The organism is Streptomyces sp. NPDC052114 (assembly GCF_040680155.1).
Classification (GTDB): domain Bacteria; phylum Actinomycetota; class Actinomycetes; order Streptomycetales; family Streptomycetaceae; genus Streptomyces.
On record NZ_JBFAWC010000027.1, the window covers coordinates 54,854 to 74,486 of the forward strand.

The following is a 19,633-nucleotide window of genomic DNA, read 5'->3' on the forward strand; positions in this document are numbered from 1 at the left end:
CTGCGCCTTCCGGCCACACGACGTCGACCGGCAATCCGGCGTCGAAGGCCTCCGCCACCATGTCCACAGCACCGAGCCGTGCCCCATGCTGATCACCGGCGGAACGCCGCCGCGCCCCATCCCCGCGCCTGCGCAGGAGCACACCATGAGCGACCCCACCTGGGTCAGTACCTCCATGCCCTATCTGACGCCCCGAGAGAAGGGGCAGGCCGATGCCTGGGGCGAGGAGGCCGCCGCCCGGGGCGGCAAGGGGACCCAGCGGATCGTCCACGCCGGCGAGGTTCCCGCGCCGGACGACGTCGCGGGGCTCCTCGGTGTCGGCCCCGGAGACAGCGTCGTCGTACGCCGTCGCGTCATCGAACTCGACGGTGAGCCCTGTGAGTTGACGGACACCTACTACCCGGTGGCCATCGCCCGCGGTACGCCCCTCGCCGGGACGGGGAAGATCCGCGGTGGCGCCGTGACGCTTCTCGCCGCGCTCGGTCACGTCGGTGTCCGCGTCCGTGAGGACGTGACCGCCCGTATGCCCGACGCCGACGAGCGGGACGCCCTGCGCCTGGGGCCGGCCGAGCCGGTGCTCCGGCTCAAGAGGGTGACGCTCGACCGTGAGGGCAGGCCCCTCCAGGCCGACTTGATGGTCATGCCCGCCCACCGGCAGCAGCTCCGCTACGAGATCACGATCGGCTGACGACCTCGTACAGCACCTGCCCCCGCGGCCCCCGCCCCGCCTCCCGCAGCGCGGGATCACCGGGGCGCAGGCCGCCGTCGGCGGGGTAGGCCACGACCCACCGCACCCCGTACCGCCGCAGGATGTCCAGGCGTTTCGCGCGGGGCGTGGCCGGGGCGAAGTAGTCGTGGGTCGCCTGGACCCGCTCCTCCTGGTCGGGGAGGAAGAAGTCCGGGTAGCCGGGGGCCACCGTGTAGGGGCCGTACGCCGGGATCTGGCGGGACGGGAACGTCTTCGCCATCACCACGTCTCCGTAGGCGACCTTCGGGGTGAGCCAGTCGTAGCCCGGCCACGGGGGCTTGGACTTGGCGGCGACCGGCGCCGGGAGCGCGTCGCGCGGGACCACGTAACCCAGCGTTCCCGCCTGCGTCCACGCGCCGAGGAGCAGCGCGGCGCCCAGCACGGCCGCGAAGGCGCGGCGGACCCCCGCGCGGCCCGCCTCGAAGACCTCGACGGCCGCCGCAAGCTGCGCCGGGATCAGGGCCGCCGGCAGCACCCTGCCCCACGAGTAGTGGCCGGTCAGGTCGCCCGCCGCGAACATCGCGGCGCCGAGGAGGAAGAAGAGGACCAGGGGATCGCGGCGGTCCCTGCGCAGACGGAGCGCCAGCGCCACGACGCCGATCAGCGCCAGGCCGAAGTGCGGCAGCAGATGACGGTAGAGCGAGCGGTGGATCTCCTCCAGGCCGCCCGTCCCGAGCAGGCCGAAGAAGGAGTAGTACGGCCAGGCCGTCAGCGCGGCGAGACCCAGCGCGAGGCCCGCCGCCAGGCGCACCAGCGTCTGCCGCGCCGGCCACGGCCGCGCGCCGAGCACCATCGCCAGCGCCCCGAACGAGGCGACCACACCGGTGAATTGATGGCTCAGGAGGATGGCCGACCACAGGAGGCCGAGGCCGAGGAAGGCCGGCCACCCCGCGGGGCTCCCCCCTCCTCCCAGGGACTTCCGCAGCAGCGCCCAGAAGTGGAAGGAGAGCCCGAGCGCGAAGGTGCTCGGGTAGGAGACCGTCAGGGCAAGGGAGTTGAGGCCGGGGAAGCCGCTCCAGTTGAACAGGGCCGGACCCCAGAGCAGCAGCAGGCACAGCAGCGCCAGCGGCGGCGCCGTCCGCCGCCCGGTCAGCGTACGCACGAAGTGCCATACGCCCGTGACCAGCAGCCCGAGCCCGGCCACCGCCGCCACCCGCAGCACCACGAACGTGCCGAGGCCGCTCGCCTTGGCCAGGCAGCCGAGCAGCAGCATCCACGGGGAGTAGTACGGGCTCGGCGTGTCGGCGTCGACCAGCGGGTTGCCCGGGTCGGCCAGGTCGTGGCGCAGGCGCTCGACCGTCGCCGCGTGGACGCCGAGGTCGCCCGCCCAGGGCAGACGGACGATCACGAGGAGCAGCAGGACGACGGCGAGCAGCGCGGCGGCCCAGGTGGCCGGCCGTATGACCCCGTTAGTGGCGACGCGCATCGTGCTGGAAGACCCACGTCCGGTAGACCAGGAAACGGAACGCCGAGGCCAGGACGATCGAAAGCCCCTTGGCGATGTTCGAGCCGAGCGGCCCGCTCATGCCCGCGCCGTGGTACGCCGCGTAGAACAGGAGGCTCTCCATCGCCACGCCGATGCCGCTGAAGGCGAAGAAGAGGGCGATCTGGCGCTTCGTGCGCGAGGCACGGTCGCGGTAGGCGAAGAAGCGGAAGCCGAGGTAATTGGTGCCCATGGCGACGCAGCTGGCCAGCACCGTCGCCGTCATCGGGCCCGAACCCATGCCGTGCAGCAGGAGGTTGAAGACGACGAGGTTCACGGCGACACCGCTGCCGCCGACCAGGCCGAACTTCACGACCTCCAGGAACAGCCGGCGCAGCCGGGCGAAGGAGAACCGGGACGGCGCGGGCGCGGCGGCCACGGAAGGCACCGGCGCGGCCACCGGGTCCGGCGGCGCCTCGTGGAGCGTGGGCGTGCTCATCCCCGCACCCCCGCGCCGCCGCGCCCGCGCGCGTCCGCACCGCCACGCCCCCGCGCCCTCGCGTCGAGCCGCAGCTTCCACGGCATGACGACCGACTCCAGCTGCACCATGAGGTTCATCTTGGACTCGCCGACCGTGCGGTCCTCGAAGTGGATCGGCACCTCCATGACGCCGAAGCCGCGGCGCAGCGCGCGGTACTTCATCTCGACCTGGAAGCTGTAGCCCGCGCTGTCCACGGAGGCGAGGTCGATGGCGCGCAGGGCGTCGGCGCGCCACAGGTTGAAGCCGCCGGTGATGTCGCGGACGCGGGTGCCGAGGATGGTGCCCGCGTACGCGTTGGCCCAGCGCGAGAGCAGCTTGCGGTGGGCGCCCCACGCGTCGGAGAGCGTGCCGCCCTGGACGTACCGGCTGCCGATGACGACGCCCGCGTCGGTGGCGAGGGCGACGCCGAGCAGTTCGGCGGCCTTCTCGACCGGGTGGCTGCGGTCGGCGTCCATCTGGAGGACGTAGTGCGCGCCCTCGGCGACGGCCCGCGCCATGCCCGCCGCGTAGGCGCGGCCGAGGCCGTCCTTCTCGGTGCGGTGCAGGACGCTCATGCGGGCGCTGCCGTACCGCTCCGCGAAGCGCTCGGCGATCCGGCCGGTGCCGTCGGGGCTGGAGTCGTCGACGACGAGCAGGCGCAGGCCGGGCAGCGGCAGCGCCATCAGGGCCTCGGCCATGCCGGGCAGATTGCCCGCTTCGTTGTACGTGGGCATGACGACCGTCAGCGGGGTGGCGGCCCACTCCTCGGGCAGCCGCGCGGCGAGGCCTTCGGAGAGGTCGTCCTGGGGGAGGTTCACGGTCACTGCTCACAGCCCTTCGGTGGTACGGGACGCGGTCGGCACGTCGGGCGAGAAGCGGAGCGCCGCGTCGGGCAGCACCGCCTCGCACCACACCCGCGCCCCGGTCCGCAGTTCGTTGTCGGCCCCCACCTGTGCCCCGTCCCCCACGACCGCGCCGTGCAGGACAGTCCGGCGGCCGATGCGGGCACCCGCACCGACCAGGCTCTTCCTGATGTCGGTACCGGCACCGACATCCGCTCCGTCGAGCACGACCGAGCCGTGCACGACCGCCCCCGCCCCGATGCGGGCGCCCGCGCCCACGACGGTCCCGGCGGCGAGGCTGGCGTCCGCCGCGACCTCGGCGCCGGGCAGGACGAGCGCCTCGCCCCGCTCCCCCGGCAGCGCGGGCGAGGCGATGACGCCGCGGACGAGATCGGCCGAGGCCTGGACGAGGGCCTCGGGGCGGCCGAGGTCCAGCCAGTAGGTGTTCTCGACCTGTCCGTGCAGATACGCGCCCTCGGCGAGCAGCGCCGGGAAGGTCTCCCGCTCCACGGAGACGACGCGCTCCTCGGGGATCGTGTCGATGACGGACCGCCGGAAGACGTACGCGCCCGCGTTGATCTGGTCGGTGACGATCTCCTCGGGAGTCTGCGGCTTCTCGGTGAAGGCCAGCACACGCCCGTCGGTATCGGTCGGCACGAGACCGAAGGCGCGGGGGTCGTCGACGCGGGCCAGGTGGAGCGTGACGTCGGCGTCACGGCGCGTGTGCGTGGCGACCAGGCCGCGGATGTCGAGCCCGCTGAGGATGTCGCCGTTGAACACGAGGACGGGCTCGTCGCCGCCGCACCGCAGTCGCCGGGCGGCGTTGCGGATGGCGCCGCCGGTGCCGAGGGGGCGGTCCTCGACGACGTACTCCAGTTCCAGGCCGTACGCCGATCCGTCGCCGAAGTGCGGTTCGAAGACCTCGGCGAGATAGCAGGTGGCCATCACGACGTGGTCGACGCCGGCGGCCGCGAGGCGCGCGAGCTGGTGGGCCAGGAACGGGACGCCGGCCGCGGGGACCATCGGCTTCGGCGTGTGGACCGTGACCGGCCGCAGCCGGGTGCCCTGCCCGCCGACCAGCAGAATGGCTTCCGTCATCGCCCTACCGCGACCTTTCCCTGTGCTTCCCTGTGCTTGCCTGCGCTCCGAGCGGAGCTCGCGTCCCCGCTCCGGGCGGAACTCGTACCTCCGTCAGACAATCTCACCCACCTTAGACCAAATGCCCGAATTGATGGGATATGGCGAATCTCATCACCCATTCCGCGCCCCGGAAGCAACCAATCCCCGCGCGATACGCTCCGCCTCAGCACACCGGACGCAGGGGGGCAACAGATGACGGGTGCGGTACCGAAGCCGTTGCGGGCCGAGGACCCGCGGGAAGTCTCCGGCTACCGGCTGCTCGCCCGGATCGGCGAGGGCGGCATGGGCACGGTGTACCTCTCCCGCAGCCGGGGCGGGCAGCCGGTCGCCCTGAAGCTGATCCGCGCCGAGTACACGCGCGAGCCGCACAGCACCGCGGCGTTCCGCGAGCGGTTCGCCCGCGAGGTGGCCGCGGCGCGGCGCGTCTCCGGCTACCACCTGGTGCCCGTCGTCGACCACGACGCCGGGGCCGAACGGCCCTGGCTCGCCACGCGGTACGTGCCCGGGGTGCCGCTCGACGACGCGCTCAAGGACCACGGCCCGCTGCCGACCGGCGCGGTGCTGCGGCTCGCCGCGGGCGTCGCGTACGCGTTGGACGCCGTGCACACGGCGGGGGTCGTCCACCGGGACGTGAAGCCGGGCAATGTGCTGCTCGCCTCCGACGGGCCGTGGCTGCTCGACTTCGGGATCGCGCGGGCCGCGGGGGTCGCGACGCTCACCACGATGGGGCGGCTGGTCGGTACGCCCCGCTACATGTCGCCCGAGCACGCCCTCGGGCGACAGGTGTCGCCCGCCTCCGACGTGTTCGCCCTCGGGCTCGTCATCGCGGAGGCGGCCTCGGGGCGGCATCCGTACGGGCGGGGCAACGGGCTCGCCATTGCGGCGCGGATCGCGGGCACGGACCGGGAGCCGCCGACCCTGGACGGAGTCCCGGACCCCCTGCGCGAACTGACGTCGCGCTGTCTTGCCGCGCGTCCGGAGGACCGGCCCGCGCCGGCCGCGCTGGCCCATCTGTGCGGGTGGGCGTCCCCTACGCCGGTGCGGGACTTCACGTCCTGGCTGCCGTCATCCTTGGGTGCCGACGTGGCCCGCGTCGAGGCGGTGGCCGCGCGGCCTCCCGCCCCTCAGATCCCCCTCTCCGAAGCGGAAACGGTCCGGGCCGTCCCTCCGACGGCCCCCCTAACCCTCCGCGACACCCCTTGGCCCCACCGCACCCCGTAACACCCACCTGGCCCGGCTGCGCCGAGGCGGGTGCCACACTTATCGCCACCCGGCACCGTGGGCTGTGCCCACCCGTTCCGCCCTGCGGAACGCCTGCCCACAGCAGGGGGCGGCCACATGCCCACCGCGCCGCTGCCCACAGCGAGGGACCGGCGGCAGGTTGGCCACCGGGCGCAGCTCGGACGCACCGGCCCCCACCGGGCCGCGGTCGCAGACGCTCCCGAGGGGACGTGGGGGTATGTGCGAACGGAGCACCGAGCCAGCACTAGCGCCTTTGGACTTGAGGCGGGGCGCAGGGATGGCGAGTACGCACATACCCCCGCGGCCCCGCCCCCGAGACGGACAAGAGGCGGACCAGCCCAAGGCACCCCGCCAGACGCCCGCGGCCCCGCCCCACAGACGGGCAAAGGCGCAACAGCCCAAGGCTCACCGAAAGACGCCAACGCCACCCACCCCACCCACGAACAACAGGCGCACCGCCCAAGGCGCCCCCGCCAGAATTCGTACGTGAACTCCCCACCTCCCAAAGGAACTTCCCCCCGCATAAGCGTGTCGTAAGCTCTGAACGCTTTACGCGCCTCAGGGACAGCGCAGACATCGGGGGAGGCTCCCAACCACCATGAGCAGCAGTGAAATCCTCAGCCCCCTGGGCCCACAGGACCCGAGGGAAGCCGCGGGGTACAGCCTCCTCGCCAGGATCGGCGAGGGCGGCATGGGCACCGTCTACCTCTCCCACACCCGCGGCGGCCAGCCCGTCGCCCTCAAGGTGATCCGCCGCGAATACGGCCAGGACCCCGACTTCCGCCGCCGCTTCGAGCAGGAGGTCCAGGCCGCCCGCCGCGTCCAGGGCTACCACCTGGTCCCGGTCGTGGACCACGACACCAACGGCGAACTCCCTTGGCTCGCCTCGGCGTTCATCCCCGGCATCTCGCTGCACGACGCCCTCGCCACGCACGGCCCGCTCCCGCTCCCCGCCGTCCACCAGCTCATCGGCTGCGCGGCACGGGCCCTCGCCGCGATCCACGCCGCGGGCGTCGTCCACCGCGACCTCAAGCCCAGCAACATCCTGCTGGGCTCCGGCGGCCCGTACGTCATCGACTTCGGCATCGCCCGCGCCGCCGACGCCACCCAGCTCACCCAGTCCGGCGGCCTGATCGGCACCCCGCAGTACATGTCGCCGGAGCACGCGCTCGGCGAGCAGGTCGGCCCGGCCACGGACGTGTTCTCGCTCGGCCTGATCGCCGCGGTCGCCGCGACCGGCCGCCACCCGTACGGCGACGGCGGCGCCATCACGATCGCCGCGCAGATCGCGAACACCGCACACCGGCCGCCCCGACTCGACGCGTACGACGACGGATTGAGGATGCTCCTGGAGGGCTGCCTGGCCGCCGACCCGGCGGGCCGCGTCACCCCCGCCGAGCTGGCCGAGTGGTGCGAGCGGGCGGCGGGCCGCCCCCTGTCCCAGTTCGAGGCGTGGCTCCCGCCCGCCCTCGCCGCGGAGATCACCCGCCGCGAACAGTCGGCGCAGAACCCCCCGCCCCCGGGCACCCACACCTACAACCTCACCCCTCAGCCCCAGCCCCAGCCCCCCACCACAGGCCACACGCCCGCACCCGCACCCGCACCCACGTCCCCCAGGCCCCGCCGCCGCACCCGCGTCGCCCTCGTCGCCGCCACCCTGGTCCTCGCGGTCGGCGCGGGCGCCGGTACCGCCGTCTGGCTGCTCGGCAAGGACGACGACAAGGGCGGCGGCAACGAGGCGCGCACGAAGGACGACGGCAAGCGGGCCTCGCAGCCGGCCGACCCCGCGAAGGAGTCCCCCGCCGCGGACGACGGCGGCGCCGTCGGCGACCCGTCCGAGGACCCCTCCGCGCCGGCCGCGGACGCCACGTACACGCTCGTCTTCGAGAACAAGCCGATGACGCTCCGCACGCCGGCCGGCTCGCTCGACACCACGTACATCGACCTGGACACCCCGAAGGTGGACCCGACGGGCTCCATGGAGAGCGACGAGGCCGACTTCCACGCGCGATACCAGGACCTGTCGTTCGACCACGCGATGGGCAAGGCGTCCGGGACCACGGCCAAGCAGTGCCGGGAGGGCGCGGAGCAGAACCCGTTCCGCGAGTCGCTCACCGGCGAGGCGATCAACAAGTCCCGGCAGATCGTCGAGGGCGACCACCTCTGCATGGTCACGGGCGAGGGCAACGTCGCCATGTGGACGATCACCGGCGTCGAGCCGCCGACCGACAAGGACTACCTCCCGGACCTCAAGGGAACGGTCACGCTCTGGGAGTCGAGGGCGTAACGCCCGAAGGGCCCGCACGAACGGGGGCGCCCCGAGCCGCAAGGCCCGGGGCGCCCCCGTTCACGTACCGCCAAGACGCGCAGGCGCCTACGAGTGCGTACGCAGCAGCGTCCGCATCGTCCGCATGGCGACCGACAGGTTCGCCAGGTCGAACGCGTCCGAGCTCTGGATCTCCTCCAGCGTCGTCCGCGCCCGGCTCAGGATCGGGGCGTTCTTCTCCTCCCACGCCTTGAACCGCTGCTCCGGCGTCGACGCGCCGTTGCCGACCGCGAGGACGTCCGCCGTCAGCGCCGCGTGCGCCGCGTACAGGTCCTCGCGGATGGAGGCGCGCGCCATGGACTGCCAGCGGTCGGCCCGCGGCAGCTCGATGATGCGGTCCATGAGCTGGGTGATCCGCAGCCGGTCGGCGAGGTCGTAGTACACCTCGGCGACGGCCATCGGCTCCTTGCCCATGCGGTCGGCCACCGCGACGATGTCGAGCGCGGGGAACGCGGAGGAGAACCCGGCGACGCGCCGCGCCAGTTCCTCCGGGACGCCCGCCTCGGCCAGCTCGTCGCGGATGCCCTCGTACCACTCCAGGTCGGAGCCGCGCAGGAGCTGCGGCAGCTCGTCCCAGACCTCGGCGACGCCCTTGCTGAAGAAGTCGATCGTCTCGGCGAGCTGCAACGGCTGCGGCCGGTTGTTGAGCAGCCAGCGCGAGCCGCGCTCGACGAGGCGGCGCGAGTGGAGCCGGATGCGGGTCTGGACGTCGGCGGCGACGACATTGTCGAGCGCCTCGACCGCGTCCCACACCTCGCCGAGCCCGAAGATCTCGCGCGCGGCCAGCTGCGCCCGCACGATCTCCTCAAGCGAGGCGCCCGTTTCCTCCCGGAGCCGGTGCAGGAAGGTCGAACCGCCGCTGTTCACCGTGTCGTTGACGAGGATCGTGGTGACGATCTCGCGGCGCAGCGCGTGCCCGTCGACCTGCTCGGGGAACTTCTCGTGCAGCGCCTTGGGGAAGTACGCGTGCAGGAGACGCTGGAGGTACGGGTCGTCGGGCAGCGTCGTCTGGATCAGCTCGTCCGCGGCCGTGATCTTCGTGTACGCGAGGAGCACGGCGAGCTCGGGCTGGCTCAGGCCCCGGCCGGAGTTGAGCAGTTCGCGGATCTGCCGGTCGTTGGGCAGGAACTCCAGGCCCCGGTCGAGGTGGCCCTGCTTGCCGAGCCGGCGCATGAAGCGCTGGTGGGCGTGGAGCAGGGACGACGACTGGAAGACGGCGTTGGCCAGCGCGGTGTTCTGCGCGTAGTTGTTGCGCAGCACCAGGTGGCCGACCTCGTCGGTCATCTCGGCGAGCAGCTTGTTGCGCTGCTTGACCGTCATGTCGCCGTTGGCGACGACCGCGTTGAGCAGGATCTTGATGTTCACCTCGTGGTCGGAGGTGTCCACGCCCGCGCTGTTGTCGATGGCGTCGGTGTTGATGCGGCCGCCCTCGCGGGCGAACTCGATGCGCCCCAGCTGGGTGAGGCCGAGGTTGCCGCCCTCGCCGACGACCTTGACGCGCAGCTCCTGGCCGTCGACGCGGATCGCGTCGTTCGCCTTGTCGCCGACGTCCGCGTTCGACTCGGCCGACGACTTCACGTACGTACCGATGCCGCCGTTCCACAGCAGGTCGACGGGCGACTGGAGGATGGCCTTCATCAGGTCGGCCGGGGTCATCTTGGCGACGCCGGTCTCGATGCCGAGGGCCTCGCGGATGTGGGCGTTGAGCTGGATCGCCTTGGCGGAGCGGGGGAAGATCCCGCCGCCCGCGGACAGCAGGTCCTTGTTGTAGTCCGCCCAGGAGGAGCGCGGCAGTTCGAAGAGGCGGCGGCGCTCGGCGTAGGAGGTGGCCGCGTCCGGCCTCGGGTCGATGAAGATGTGCCGGTGGTCGAAGGCGGCGACCAGGCGGATGTGCTCGGAGAGCAGCATGCCGTTGCCGAAGACGTCACCGGACATGTCGCCGACGCCGACGACCGTGAAGTCCTCGGACTGGGTGTCGGTGCCGAGCTCCCGGAAGTGCCGCTTGACGGACTCCCAGGCGCCGCGGGCGGTGATGCCCATGCCCTTGTGGTCGTAGCCCGCGGAGCCGCCGGAGGCGAAGGCGTCGCCGAGCCAGAAGTCGTAGTCCTCGGCGACCTTGTTGGCGATGTCCGAGAAGGTCGCGGTGCCCTTGTCGGCGGCGACGACGAGGTAGGTGTCGTCCTCGTCGTGGCGCACCACGTCGGAGGGCGGCACGACCTCGCCCGCGACCAGGTTGTCGGTGATGTCGAGCAGCGCGGAGATGAACGTCTTGTAGCAGGCGACGCCCTCGGCCAGCCACGCGTCGCGGTCCACCGACGGGTCGGGCAGCTGCTTGGCGACGAAGCCGCCCTTGGCGCCGACGGGCACGATGACGGTGTTCTTCACCATCTGCGCCTTGACCAGGCCGAGGATCTCCGTACGGAAGTCCTCCCTCCGGTCCGACCAGCGCAGACCGCCGCGCGCGACCTTGCCGAAGCGCAGGTGGACGCCCTCGACGCGGGGCGAGTACACCCAGATCTCGTACGCGGGACGGGGCGCCGGCAGGTCGGGGATGGCCTGCGGGTCGAACTTCATGGAGACGTAGTTGTGCGGCTTGCCGCCCTCCGCCGCCTGGAAGAAGTTGGTGCGCAGCGTCGCCTTGATGACGGTGAGGAAGGACCGCAGGATCCGGTCCTCGTCCAGCGAGGCCACCTGATCGAGGGCGCCGTCCAGCTCCTCCAGGAGCCCGTCGGTCAGCTCGTTGCCCGCGCGCTGGTGGTCCGGCGACATCCGCGCCTCGAAGAGCGAGACGAGCAGCCGGGTCGTGTGGACGTTGTTGCGGAGCGTGTCCTCCATGTAGTCCTGGCTGAAGGTCGAGCCCGCCTGGCGCAGGTACTTGGCGTAGGCCCGCAGGACCATCGCCTGGCGCCAGTTGAGACCGGCGCGCAGCACCAGCGAGTTGAACCCGTCGACCTCGGCGGCACCGGTCCAGGCGGCGGCGAAGGCCTCCTGGAAGCGCTCGCGGCCGTCGTCGCCGAGGTAGTCGCCGTTGCCGGAGGGGGACTTCGGCATGCGCAGCCCGAAGTCGTAGATCCACGCGTGCGTACGGTCCGAGCAGCGCAGCTCGTAGGGACGCTCGTCGGTGACCTCGACGCCCAGGCGCTGCAGCACGGGCAGCACCGCGGAGAGGGAGACCTGCGCGCCGGAGCGGTAGATCTTGAAGCGGCGCTCGCCGGGGGCCGCGCCCACCGGCTCGTACAGGGAGAGCGCGAAGTCCTTGCGGCCCTGGGTGAGCTGTTCCAGGTGCTGGAGGTCGGCGACGGCGGCGCGCGGCGTGTGGTCGGCCTTGTACCCCTCGGGGAAGGCGCCCCCGTACCGGCGGAGCAGTTCGGCGGCGCGCTCCTCGCCGCACTCGGCGGTCAGCGCTTCGGCGAAGCCGTCGGCCCAGGAGCGGGCGGCCTCCACGAGCCGGCCCTCGATGCGCTCGACGTCGGTGTCGGAGAGGTCGGGGACCTCGCCGCCCTTGGGCACCCGGACCACGAAGTGGATGCGGGAGAGGATCGACTCCGTGTTCCAGGCGGTGAAGTCGACGCTGGCGCCGTTCAGCTCCTCCTTGAGGATGTCGATGATCCGCAGCCGGACGCCGGTGGTGTAGCGGTCGCGCGGCAGGTAGACGAGCGCGGAGTAGTAGCGCCCGTACTCGTCCTTGCGCAGGTAGAGCCGCAGCCGCCGCCGCTCCTGCAGGTACAGGACACTCGTCACGATGGACCGGAGCTCGTCGGCGGGCGTCTGGAAGAGCTCGTCGCGCGGGTACGTCTCCAGGATCTGCAGCAGGTCACGGCCGTCGTGGCTGTTGGCGGAGAACCCGGCGCCCTTCAGCACCTCGGCGACCTTGCGGCGGATGACGGGCACGCGGCGCACGGACTCGGTGTACGCGGCGGACGAGAAGAGGCCGAGGAAGCGGCGCTCGCCGATGACGTTGCCCTCGGCGTCGAACTTCTTCACGCCGACGTAGTCGAGGTAGCTGGGGCGGTGCACGGTCGCCCGGCTGTTGGCCTTCGTCAGGACGAGGAGCTTGTGCTCGCGAGCCTTGGCGCGGGCGTCGGCGGGCAGCTGGTTGAAGGACGGGCTGACCGGGTGGTGGTCGTCGCCGCCGTGCTGCGGGTCGGCGCGCAGGATGCCGAGGCCGGTGCCGGGGACGGCGGTGAGGGAGTCGTCGTCCATGAGGTCGTACTCACGGAAGCCGAGGAAGGTGAAGTGGTTGTCGGCGAGCCAGCGCAGCAGCTCGCGGGCCTCGTCGACCTCCTGGTCGCGCAGGTCTCCCGCGGTCGGCTCGGAGGGCAGCTCGTCGGCGATGCGCAGCGCGGCGTCGCGCATCTTCTCCCAGTCCTCGACGGTCTCGCGCACGTCGGACAGGATCCGCAGCAGGTCGGAGGTGATCTGCTTCAGGTCGGCGCGGTCGGTCTCGCGGTCCATCTCGACGTGGATCCACGACTCGACGAGCGCGTCGTGCGGCCGCTCGGCGCCGGCGTCGTCGGCCAGCACCTCCAGGAGCTTTCCGGTCACGTCACGGCGTACGACGACCTGCGGGTGGATCACCACGTGGATGCCGCGGCCCTGGCGGGAGAGCTCGTTGGTGACGGAGTCGACGAGGAAGGGCATGTCGTCGGTGACCACCTCGACGACGGAGTGGCTGCACGTCCAGCCGTTCTCCTCGACGGTCGGGGTGTGCACGCGCACGTTGGCCGTTCCCTGCGGGCGGTTCTCGGCCAGCCGGTAGTGGGAGAAGGCCGCTCCGAAGACGTCGACCGGGTCGCGGTCGGCCAGGTCCTCGGGTGCCGTGTGCAGGTAGTAGCGCTGGAGGAACGCGAGGGCCGTGTCCTGGTCCGGCGTTGCCTCGCTCGTCGTCCCGGTCGGTGCGTCACTCGGTAGGCGCCCCCCGACAGGGCTGCTCTCAGCTACCCGGGCGGCCCGTGCGAGCAGCTCGGCCTTGGCTTCGTCCAGCTTGGTCTGCATGGTCCTCTGACTCCTGTCGCGCGCCGTTGCGTGACGTAGAAGGAAGTGATGTGACGTAACGCCGCGACGCGGGGTCTCCGGCCGGGTTCGACGTTATGCCGCGGTGCGAGACGAGCGGGCGGTTATCCGCCATTTTCAGCGGTTTCACCGACCGATGGCTCGATCGGCCCGGTGTACCGCACCGCGAAGAAGCGTCAGCGAGTTCCGCCCGGCCACGGTTGTCGTCCGTGGTCCCCGGGCGCAGGGCGGAGGCGTCCATGCCCCCGCGGGATATCGCGCTGATCACGGGTCAAGGCTATCGCTCCGTACGGGGGACCCGTCATGAGCCGTATGTGTACAAAAGCGGGGGGCGAACTTTGACAGTCTGCACAGTCACCCCGGCGGTCGGCCCTCTTGGCAAAGTGGCAGCACAGGGGCACGTTGGCCGGGAGGGTCCGGCCGACGAGGGCGGTACCCGACAAGGGCGGCACCCGACGGAGGGAGCGCAGCGACATGACAGCCAAGATCCTGATCGTGACCGGCGACGCGGCGGAGTCACTCGAGGTCCTCTACCCCTACCAACGGCTGCGGGAGGAGGGGTACGACGTCCACATCGCCGCTCCGGCACGCAAGAAGCTGCGGTTCGTGGTGCACGACTTCGAGCCGGGCTTCGACACGTACACGGAGAAGCCGGGCTACACCTGGCCCGCGGATCTCGCCTTCTCGGAAGTCGATCCCGGCCAGTACGCCGCGCTGGTGATCCCGGGCGGGCGGGCCCCGGAGTACCTGCGCAACGACCCCGAGCTCCGCAAGATCCTCAAGTCCTTCTTCGACTCCGACAAGCCGGTCGCCCAGATCTGCCACGGTCCGCTCCTGACGGCGGCGGTCGGCGGCCTGAGCGGGCGCAGGGTCACGGCGTACCCGGCGCTGGAGATGGACATGCAGGCGGCGGGCGCGACCTTCCAGGACGCGGAGGCCGTCGTGGACGGCACGCTGGTCTCGGCCCGCGGGTGGGCGGACCACTCCGGGTGGATGCGGGAGTTCCTCACGGTGCTGCGGGCGAAGGCGCCGGTGACGTGAGGGCGGGGTGGGCTCGCTAGGTATACGGAGCCCGTCGCGGGCGGCCGCACATCGGTATGCGGATCCTTCGGCATACCGATGCCGGGAGGCGGGCGCGGCGGGCAGGCTCTGTTCTGCGCCGCCTCGCCGAGGCTGCGGGTACGGCGGGCGGGGTGCCGGCATCCTGGTCAACTCCCCCACGGCTGTCGTGGCAAGGCACCCGCCCGCCCCCACCGCTTTCGGCGCGGCCGACGCGGCCGCCTGCCCTTGTCGGCGAGGGCAGGCCCCGCGGCGCGGCCCCCTCCGGCCCCGGACCCCGGCCCCGGGGGCCCACACCTGCCCCCTCCTGCTCCCCCCACCACCGCTGTGGGCAGGCGTTCCGCACGGCGGAACGGGTGGGCACAGCCCCCGGTGCCGGGCGGCGGTGACCGTGGCTCCAGCCCCGGCGCAGCCGACCGTGCCGGGCAGCGCCATGTGAGGCTCAAGCCCCGGCGCAGCCGGAAAAGACACCCGCCCCGGCGCGGGGCAACAAAGAAGCCGCACCGCCCCCGCCGCAGGGGGAAACCGTCACCCCACCTCCGCCGCCCCCGCGGCACCCGCCGCCTCCGCGATCTCCGTCCGAGACCCCACCCCCAACTTCGCCAGAATGTGCTCGACGTGCGCGTCAGCAGTCCGCTTGGAGATGACCAGCCGCTCCGCGATCTCCCGATTGGACAGCCCCTGAGCGACCAGCACAGCCACCTCCCGCTCCCGCCGGGTCAACACATCCCCACCCCCACGCCGCCCCGCGGCACCCGCGGCACCCGCGGCACCCGCGGCACCCACACCCGCCCCCCGCCCCGGCGTCTCCGCATCCCCCCGCACCGCCTCCAGCACCTGCCGCCCCGACAACCGCGCCCCCACCGCGTGCCACCGCTCGAACTGCCTGCCCCCCAGCGCCTCCCGCACCGCCTTCCGCGCCTCCTCCTGCCGCTCGAAGAGCGTCGGCAGCATGCCGATCGGGTCCCCGCCGAGCCGCCGCGCGTTCTCCGCGTACCCGAAGAGCCACGCCGCCCGCACGTGCCGCCCCTCCCCCGCCGCCGCCCACGCGAGCCCGTGGCAGCACATCGCGGCGACCAGGACCTCGTCGACCTCGCCCGCCGCCTCCATCCCCCGGCACAGCGACGCGACGCCCGCCGCCCGGTCCCCCGCCAGCCACCGCACCAGGCCCTGCGCCATCAGCGTGGACCCGTAGATCTGCCGCTCGCCGCTGCCCTCCAGCAGCCCGAGACCCTCCGCGCACAGCTCCAGCGCACCCTCGGTGTCCCCGAGGACGGCCCGCAGCAGCGCGGCCTCGTACCCCAGCACGACCAGCCCCAGCAGGTTGTCGCTCTCGACCATCCGCCGCCGCACGTCCGCGAGCCCGTCGAGCCCCGACGCGTCGCCGCACAGCGCCGCGAGCCCGTGGGCGTACGCCTCCGCGAACTGCTCGACCTGCTCGTCGCCCGCCCGCGCCGCGGACTCCCTGGCCAGCGCCATCCGCTCGACGGCCGTCGCGAGGTCGGCGGTCCAGACCCCGAAGACCCCCGTCCCCAGCAGCCCCCAAGCCCGCGCCGAGCAGTCCTCGGGGACCCGCTCCAGGCCCTTCTCGATCCAGTACCCGCCCTCGGAGAGCGTCCCGGAGGCCCGCCAGTGCGGCCACAGCCGCGCCGCGAGGCGCAGCCCTTCCCGGGCCCGCCCCTCGGTCTCGTACGCGTACTCCAGCGCGGTCCGCAGGTCGGCGACCTCCGCGCGCACGGACCGGTGCAGCGCAGGCTGCGCGGCGCCGAGGAACCCGTCCTCGAAGCGCCGCCCCAGATCCCGGTAGTACGCGAAGTGCCGCGCCCGCAGCGCGGCACCCCCGTCGCCCTCCGCGGCGCCGAGCCGCTCGCCCCCGTACTCCCGGAGCGTGTCGAGCAGCCGGTAGCGGCTGCCCGACTCCCCGAGCCGCTGCACCACGGACTTGTCGACGAGCCCGATGAGCTGCTCGAGGACCTCCCCGGCGGGCAACTCCTCGCCGCCGCAGACCTGTTCGGCCGCGGCCAGCTCGAAGGAGCCCGCGAACACGGACAGCCGCGCCCACAGCAACTGCTCGGCCGGCGTGCACAGTTCGTGCGACCAGTCGATCGCCGTACGCAGGGTCTGGTGCCGCGACAGCGAGGTCCGCCGCCCTCCGGTGAGCACCTGGAACCGGTCGTCGAGCCGCGCCACCAGCTCCTCGACGGAGATCGCGCGCAGCCGCACCGCGGCCAGTTCGAGCGCGAGCGGGATGCAGTCGAGGCGGTGGACCAGCGCGAGGAGCCGCTCGCGGTTCCGCTCGTGCACCGCGAAGCCGGGCACCACGGCGGCGGCCCGCTGCGCGAACAGCTCCACGGCGTCGTCCGACGCGAGCGGCGAGACGGGACAGCAGTGCTCGCCCGGCACGTCCAGCGGCTGCCGGCTGGTCGCCAGCACGCACACGTCGGCGGCCTCGCGCAGCAGGATGTCGGAGAGCATCGCACAGGCGTCGACCAGGTGCTCGCAGGTGTCAAGGACGATGAGCAGCCGCCTGCCCTGCAGATGCGCGACGACCGCGTCGAGCGGCGCCATCCCGGACTGCTCGGGCAGTTCGAGGACCGCGGCGAGCGTCGCCGGGATCAGCTCCGGGTCTCTCAGGGCGGACAGCTCGGCCAGCCACACCCCGTCCGGGAAGCGCTCGCCGAGCCCGGCCGCGGCCCGCAGCGCGGTGCGGCTCTTGCCGACGCCGCCCGGTCCGACGAGCGTGACGAGCCGCGCGTACGCGAACGCCGCACGCACCTGCTCCAGTTCGTCCACGCGTCCGACGAACGAGGTCAGTTCAGCGGGCAGTTGACCGCCGCGCCGCTGTCCGAAGCCGAAACCCATCGCGATACCGCCCCCGTCACGTCGTTCCGCAAGGCTCCCCCGCCGAGGATCTCACCTCAGCGTACGCAGAACGACGCGGAGCGTGAACGGAATGCTCGCATCCGCCTCAGGCGGCGAGACGTTCCGCCGTGTCCACGGCCTCCGCCAGGCTGTCGACGACGGGCACCCCGGCGGCCTCCAGGCTCACCCGGCTGTGCGACCCCCCGGTGTAGAGCACGGCGCGCGCTCCCACGTGCGCGGCGGCGCGCGCGTCGTCGACGGCGTCCCCGATCACGACGACCCGCTCGGCCGCGACGCCCCGCAGCTCGGCGAGGTGGCGCACCATCCGCTCGGCCTTGCCCGCGTGCGAGTCGTCGGTGCGGCCGTCGATCCGCACGAAGTGCTCCTGGATGCCGTGCCGGCGCACGATCGGGACGAGGTGCTCGTGCGGGGCCAGCGACAGCAACGACTGCGTACGTCCCTCGGCCCGCCGCGCGGCCAGCAGCTCCGCGGCCCCCTCGGCCAGCCCGCAGCCGTCCACCCGGGCCCAGTAGTGCTTGTGGAACGCGGCGTCCATGACCCGCCACTCGGCGTCGGTGGGCAGCCGCCCCATGAGCCGCTCGTAGAACAACGGCACCGGTACGCAGTACAGGTCCCGGTACCGCTCCAGCGTGATCGGCGCCATCCCGATCTCCGCGAAAGACGCGTTCGTGGCCTCGATCACCGCATGTATGTCATGCAGAAGAGTCCCGTTCCAGTCCCACACGATATGCGCCCCGCGCAGCAGCTTCCCCATACAAAAAAACTACCCTCCCCCACCGACACCCGACCCTGCCCACCTGCGCGATCTCCCGTCTGCGGGGCGAGGCCGCGGGGCGGCAGCAGACCGTCTCCGCTGTGGGCAGGCGTTCCGCACGGCGGAACGGGTGGGCACAGCCCACGGTGCCGGGCAGCGATCAAGGTGGCTCCAGCCCCGGCGCGGGGAGGCACAAGCCCCGCCCCAGCCCAGCCGCCAGGCAGACGTCACCCCGGCACGGGCCCTAAGCGATGAGCCCCGGAATCTCCTGCGTCGCGAACCACAGCAACTCATGGTCCTCCGCCCCGTCCACGACGAACTTCGCATCGTCGTCCCCCAGATCCGCCGCCCCCAACGCCCCCGCGGCCGCGGCCACATCCCCCTCCGCGTCCTCCGCGTCCACGTGGACCGCCGCCGCCTTCCCGAGCGGCAGCGCCGACGCGATCCGGACCTCCCCGACCGCCCCGGGGTCGAGCCCGCGGTCGGGGTCGGCCACGGCCGCGCCGTCGGCCACGTCCGCCGCGAGGACGACCCGCCGCCGAGCCGCCCCCGGATCCCCCGCGATCAACCGCAGCGACGCCACCGCCGCCCGGTTCAGCGCCGCGTACTCCAGCTCCTCGATGTCGTCGGAGACGTACCACTCCCGCAGCGCGGGCGTCACGGCGTAGGCGACGAGCGGTCCGGGCGCCAGCTCCCCCGCCTCGTACGCCTCGGCGAGCCGGGACAGGGTGAGGGGAACGTAGACGCGCATGGCTGACCGCTTTCGTTCGTGTCCGCGCACACGGCGGACCTTCGTGGCCGTGGAAGACCTTCAGGATACGTGCGGGAGTCCCCCATCGAGGTCCCCCCACCACCCGCGGACCCGTCAAGGCACCTCCCGGAATTCACCCGCCCCCACCCCCTGACCTCGGGGTTCCCCCACCCCGGCACCCCCCTGATAGGTGAACCCCGGGCCCCCTCCCCCACGCTCCCCGAGCCCTTGCGCCCGCCTCCCTCGCCCCCGTACAAGATCCCCAACGGAAAAGTTACTCCCGGGTACGAAACCCCCGAGGCCTCAATGCCCGAGCCCTCGGATCCCCGAGTTCCAGCGACAAGACGGAGGCACCCCCATGCACAAGGTGATGACCATGCCCCGCCCGCGCCGCACCACCGCCCGTCCCCCCGCCGGCCGCCCGCCGACCCGCAGGGACTCCCGCCGTCCCGCGGAACGCCCGCCCCGGCCGGTCCCTACGGGCGCGACCCCACCCGGCGCGACCCCACCCGGCGCGATCCCGCCCAACCCGCCTCCGCACCCCACGGAACTCTTCACCGACCGTCTCGTCCTGGTCCTCAGCGGCCAGCGCCCCATGCACTGGGTGGCCCGCCACATCGCCAGCACGGCGTTCGACGACCTGGCCCGCCTGGCCGAGCACCGGCCGCTGTGCGCGAACGGCCACCGCCCCGCCGTCCACCGGATCGGCCACTACCAGCCGCACCCGGAGGCGTACGAGGTCTTCGCCCGCATCGCCACGGGCCCACGGCTGCGCGCCCTGGCCTTCCGCCTGGCCCTGGGCGCCGACAGGAGGTGGCGCTGCACGGCCGTGGAACTCGAACCACGGCACTGACCCGGAGCACCACAGAAGGCCCCCGATCACCGGGGCAGCGCACGACAAAGGGGCCGGACAGAAGCCCGGCCCCTCACGT

Annotated in this window: 13 protein-coding genes; 5 read left to right on the forward strand and 8 right to left on the reverse strand. The window is 72.8% G+C overall.

Translation table 11 applies throughout. The features are described from left to right. The first annotated feature begins 145 nt into the window (after nucleotides 1-145). Nucleotides 146-688, forward strand: coding sequence for a UTRA domain-containing protein (locus AB0L89_RS37775; RefSeq protein ID WP_365151886.1), 543 nt, complete (start codon nucleotides 146-148; stop codon nucleotides 686-688). Here the strand turns inward: AB0L89_RS37775 and AB0L89_RS37780 are convergent. The 4 genes from AB0L89_RS37780 to AB0L89_RS37795 all read right to left on the reverse strand — a co-directional run bounded on the left by AB0L89_RS37780 (nucleotide 675) and on the right by AB0L89_RS37795 (nucleotide 4,631). Continuing rightward, the gene (locus tag AB0L89_RS37780) at nucleotides 675-2,174 is read right to left on the reverse strand and encodes a hypothetical protein (protein WP_365151888.1); all 1,500 of its coding nucleotides are present in this window, start codon (nucleotides 2,172-2,174) and stop codon (nucleotides 675-677) included. The two genes, AB0L89_RS37775 and AB0L89_RS37780, sit on opposite strands and share 14 nt — an antisense overlap. Continuing rightward, a complete protein-coding gene (locus AB0L89_RS37785; RefSeq protein WP_365151890.1) occupies nucleotides 2,158-2,670 on the reverse strand; it encodes a GtrA family protein in 513 nt (170 codons plus the stop codon). The genes AB0L89_RS37780 and AB0L89_RS37785 overlap by 17 nt, the downstream gene beginning before the upstream one ends. Next, nucleotides 2,667-3,425, reverse strand: a complete 759-nt coding sequence (locus AB0L89_RS37790; protein WP_365151939.1) for a polyprenol monophosphomannose synthase — start codon at nucleotides 3,423-3,425, stop codon at nucleotides 2,667-2,669. The genes AB0L89_RS37785 and AB0L89_RS37790 overlap by 4 nt, the downstream gene beginning before the upstream one ends. A gap of 93 nt (nucleotides 3,426-3,518) precedes the next feature. Then, the gene (locus tag AB0L89_RS37795; RefSeq protein WP_365151892.1) at nucleotides 3,519-4,631 is read right to left on the reverse strand and encodes an NDP-sugar synthase; all 1,113 of its coding nucleotides are present in this window, start codon (nucleotides 4,629-4,631) and stop codon (nucleotides 3,519-3,521) included. A 234-nt stretch (nucleotides 4,632-4,865) separates the two neighbouring features. On the opposite strand from AB0L89_RS37795, the gene AB0L89_RS37800 reads away from it, so the two are divergent. Together AB0L89_RS37800 and AB0L89_RS37805 are read left to right on the forward strand one after the other, a co-directional pair. Next, complete coding sequence (locus AB0L89_RS37800) at nucleotides 4,866-5,894, forward strand: serine/threonine-protein kinase (RefSeq protein ID WP_365151894.1); 1,029 nt, start codon at nucleotides 4,866-4,868, stop codon at nucleotides 5,892-5,894. 619 nt (nucleotides 5,895-6,513) lie between these two features. Beyond that, nucleotides 6,514-8,202: a serine/threonine-protein kinase gene (locus AB0L89_RS37805; RefSeq protein ID WP_365151896.1), complete on the forward strand. Its 1,689-nt coding sequence runs from the start codon at nucleotides 6,514-6,516 to the stop codon at nucleotides 8,200-8,202. An 87-nt stretch (nucleotides 8,203-8,289) separates the two neighbouring features. Here the strand turns inward: AB0L89_RS37805 and AB0L89_RS37810 are convergent, their stop codons facing one another. Next, nucleotides 8,290-13,236, reverse strand: a complete 4,947-nt coding sequence (locus AB0L89_RS37810) for an NAD-glutamate dehydrogenase (protein WP_365151898.1) — start codon at nucleotides 13,234-13,236, stop codon at nucleotides 8,290-8,292. Between the two features lie 492 nt (nucleotides 13,237-13,728). On the opposite strand from AB0L89_RS37810, the gene AB0L89_RS37815 reads away from it, so the two are divergent. After that, nucleotides 13,729-14,295, forward strand: coding sequence for a DJ-1/PfpI family protein (locus AB0L89_RS37815; protein WP_365151900.1), 567 nt, complete (start codon nucleotides 13,729-13,731; stop codon nucleotides 14,293-14,295). A gap of 546 nt (nucleotides 14,296-14,841) precedes the next feature. Here the strand turns inward: AB0L89_RS37815 and AB0L89_RS37820 are convergent. The 3 genes from AB0L89_RS37820 to AB0L89_RS37830 form a co-directional block, all read right to left on the reverse strand. Next, nucleotides 14,842-17,175, reverse strand: coding sequence for a LuxR C-terminal-related transcriptional regulator (locus tag AB0L89_RS37820; protein ID WP_365151902.1), 2,334 nt, complete (start codon nucleotides 17,173-17,175; stop codon nucleotides 14,842-14,844). 106 nt (nucleotides 17,176-17,281) lie between these two features. Continuing rightward, nucleotides 17,282-17,950, reverse strand: a complete 669-nt coding sequence (locus AB0L89_RS37825; protein WP_365151904.1) for an HAD family hydrolase — start codon at nucleotides 17,948-17,950, stop codon at nucleotides 17,282-17,284. 244 nt (nucleotides 17,951-18,194) lie between these two features. After that, complete coding sequence (locus AB0L89_RS37830) at nucleotides 18,195-18,701, reverse strand: hypothetical protein (protein ID WP_365151906.1); 507 nt, start codon at nucleotides 18,699-18,701, stop codon at nucleotides 18,195-18,197. 358 nt (nucleotides 18,702-19,059) lie between these two features. On the opposite strand from AB0L89_RS37830, the gene AB0L89_RS37835 reads away from it, so the two are divergent. Further along, on the forward strand, nucleotides 19,060-19,554 hold the full coding sequence (locus tag AB0L89_RS37835; RefSeq protein ID WP_365151908.1) for an Rv3235 family protein: 495 nt from the start codon (nucleotides 19,060-19,062) through the stop codon (nucleotides 19,552-19,554). Nucleotides 19,555-19,633 lie beyond the last annotated feature (79 nt).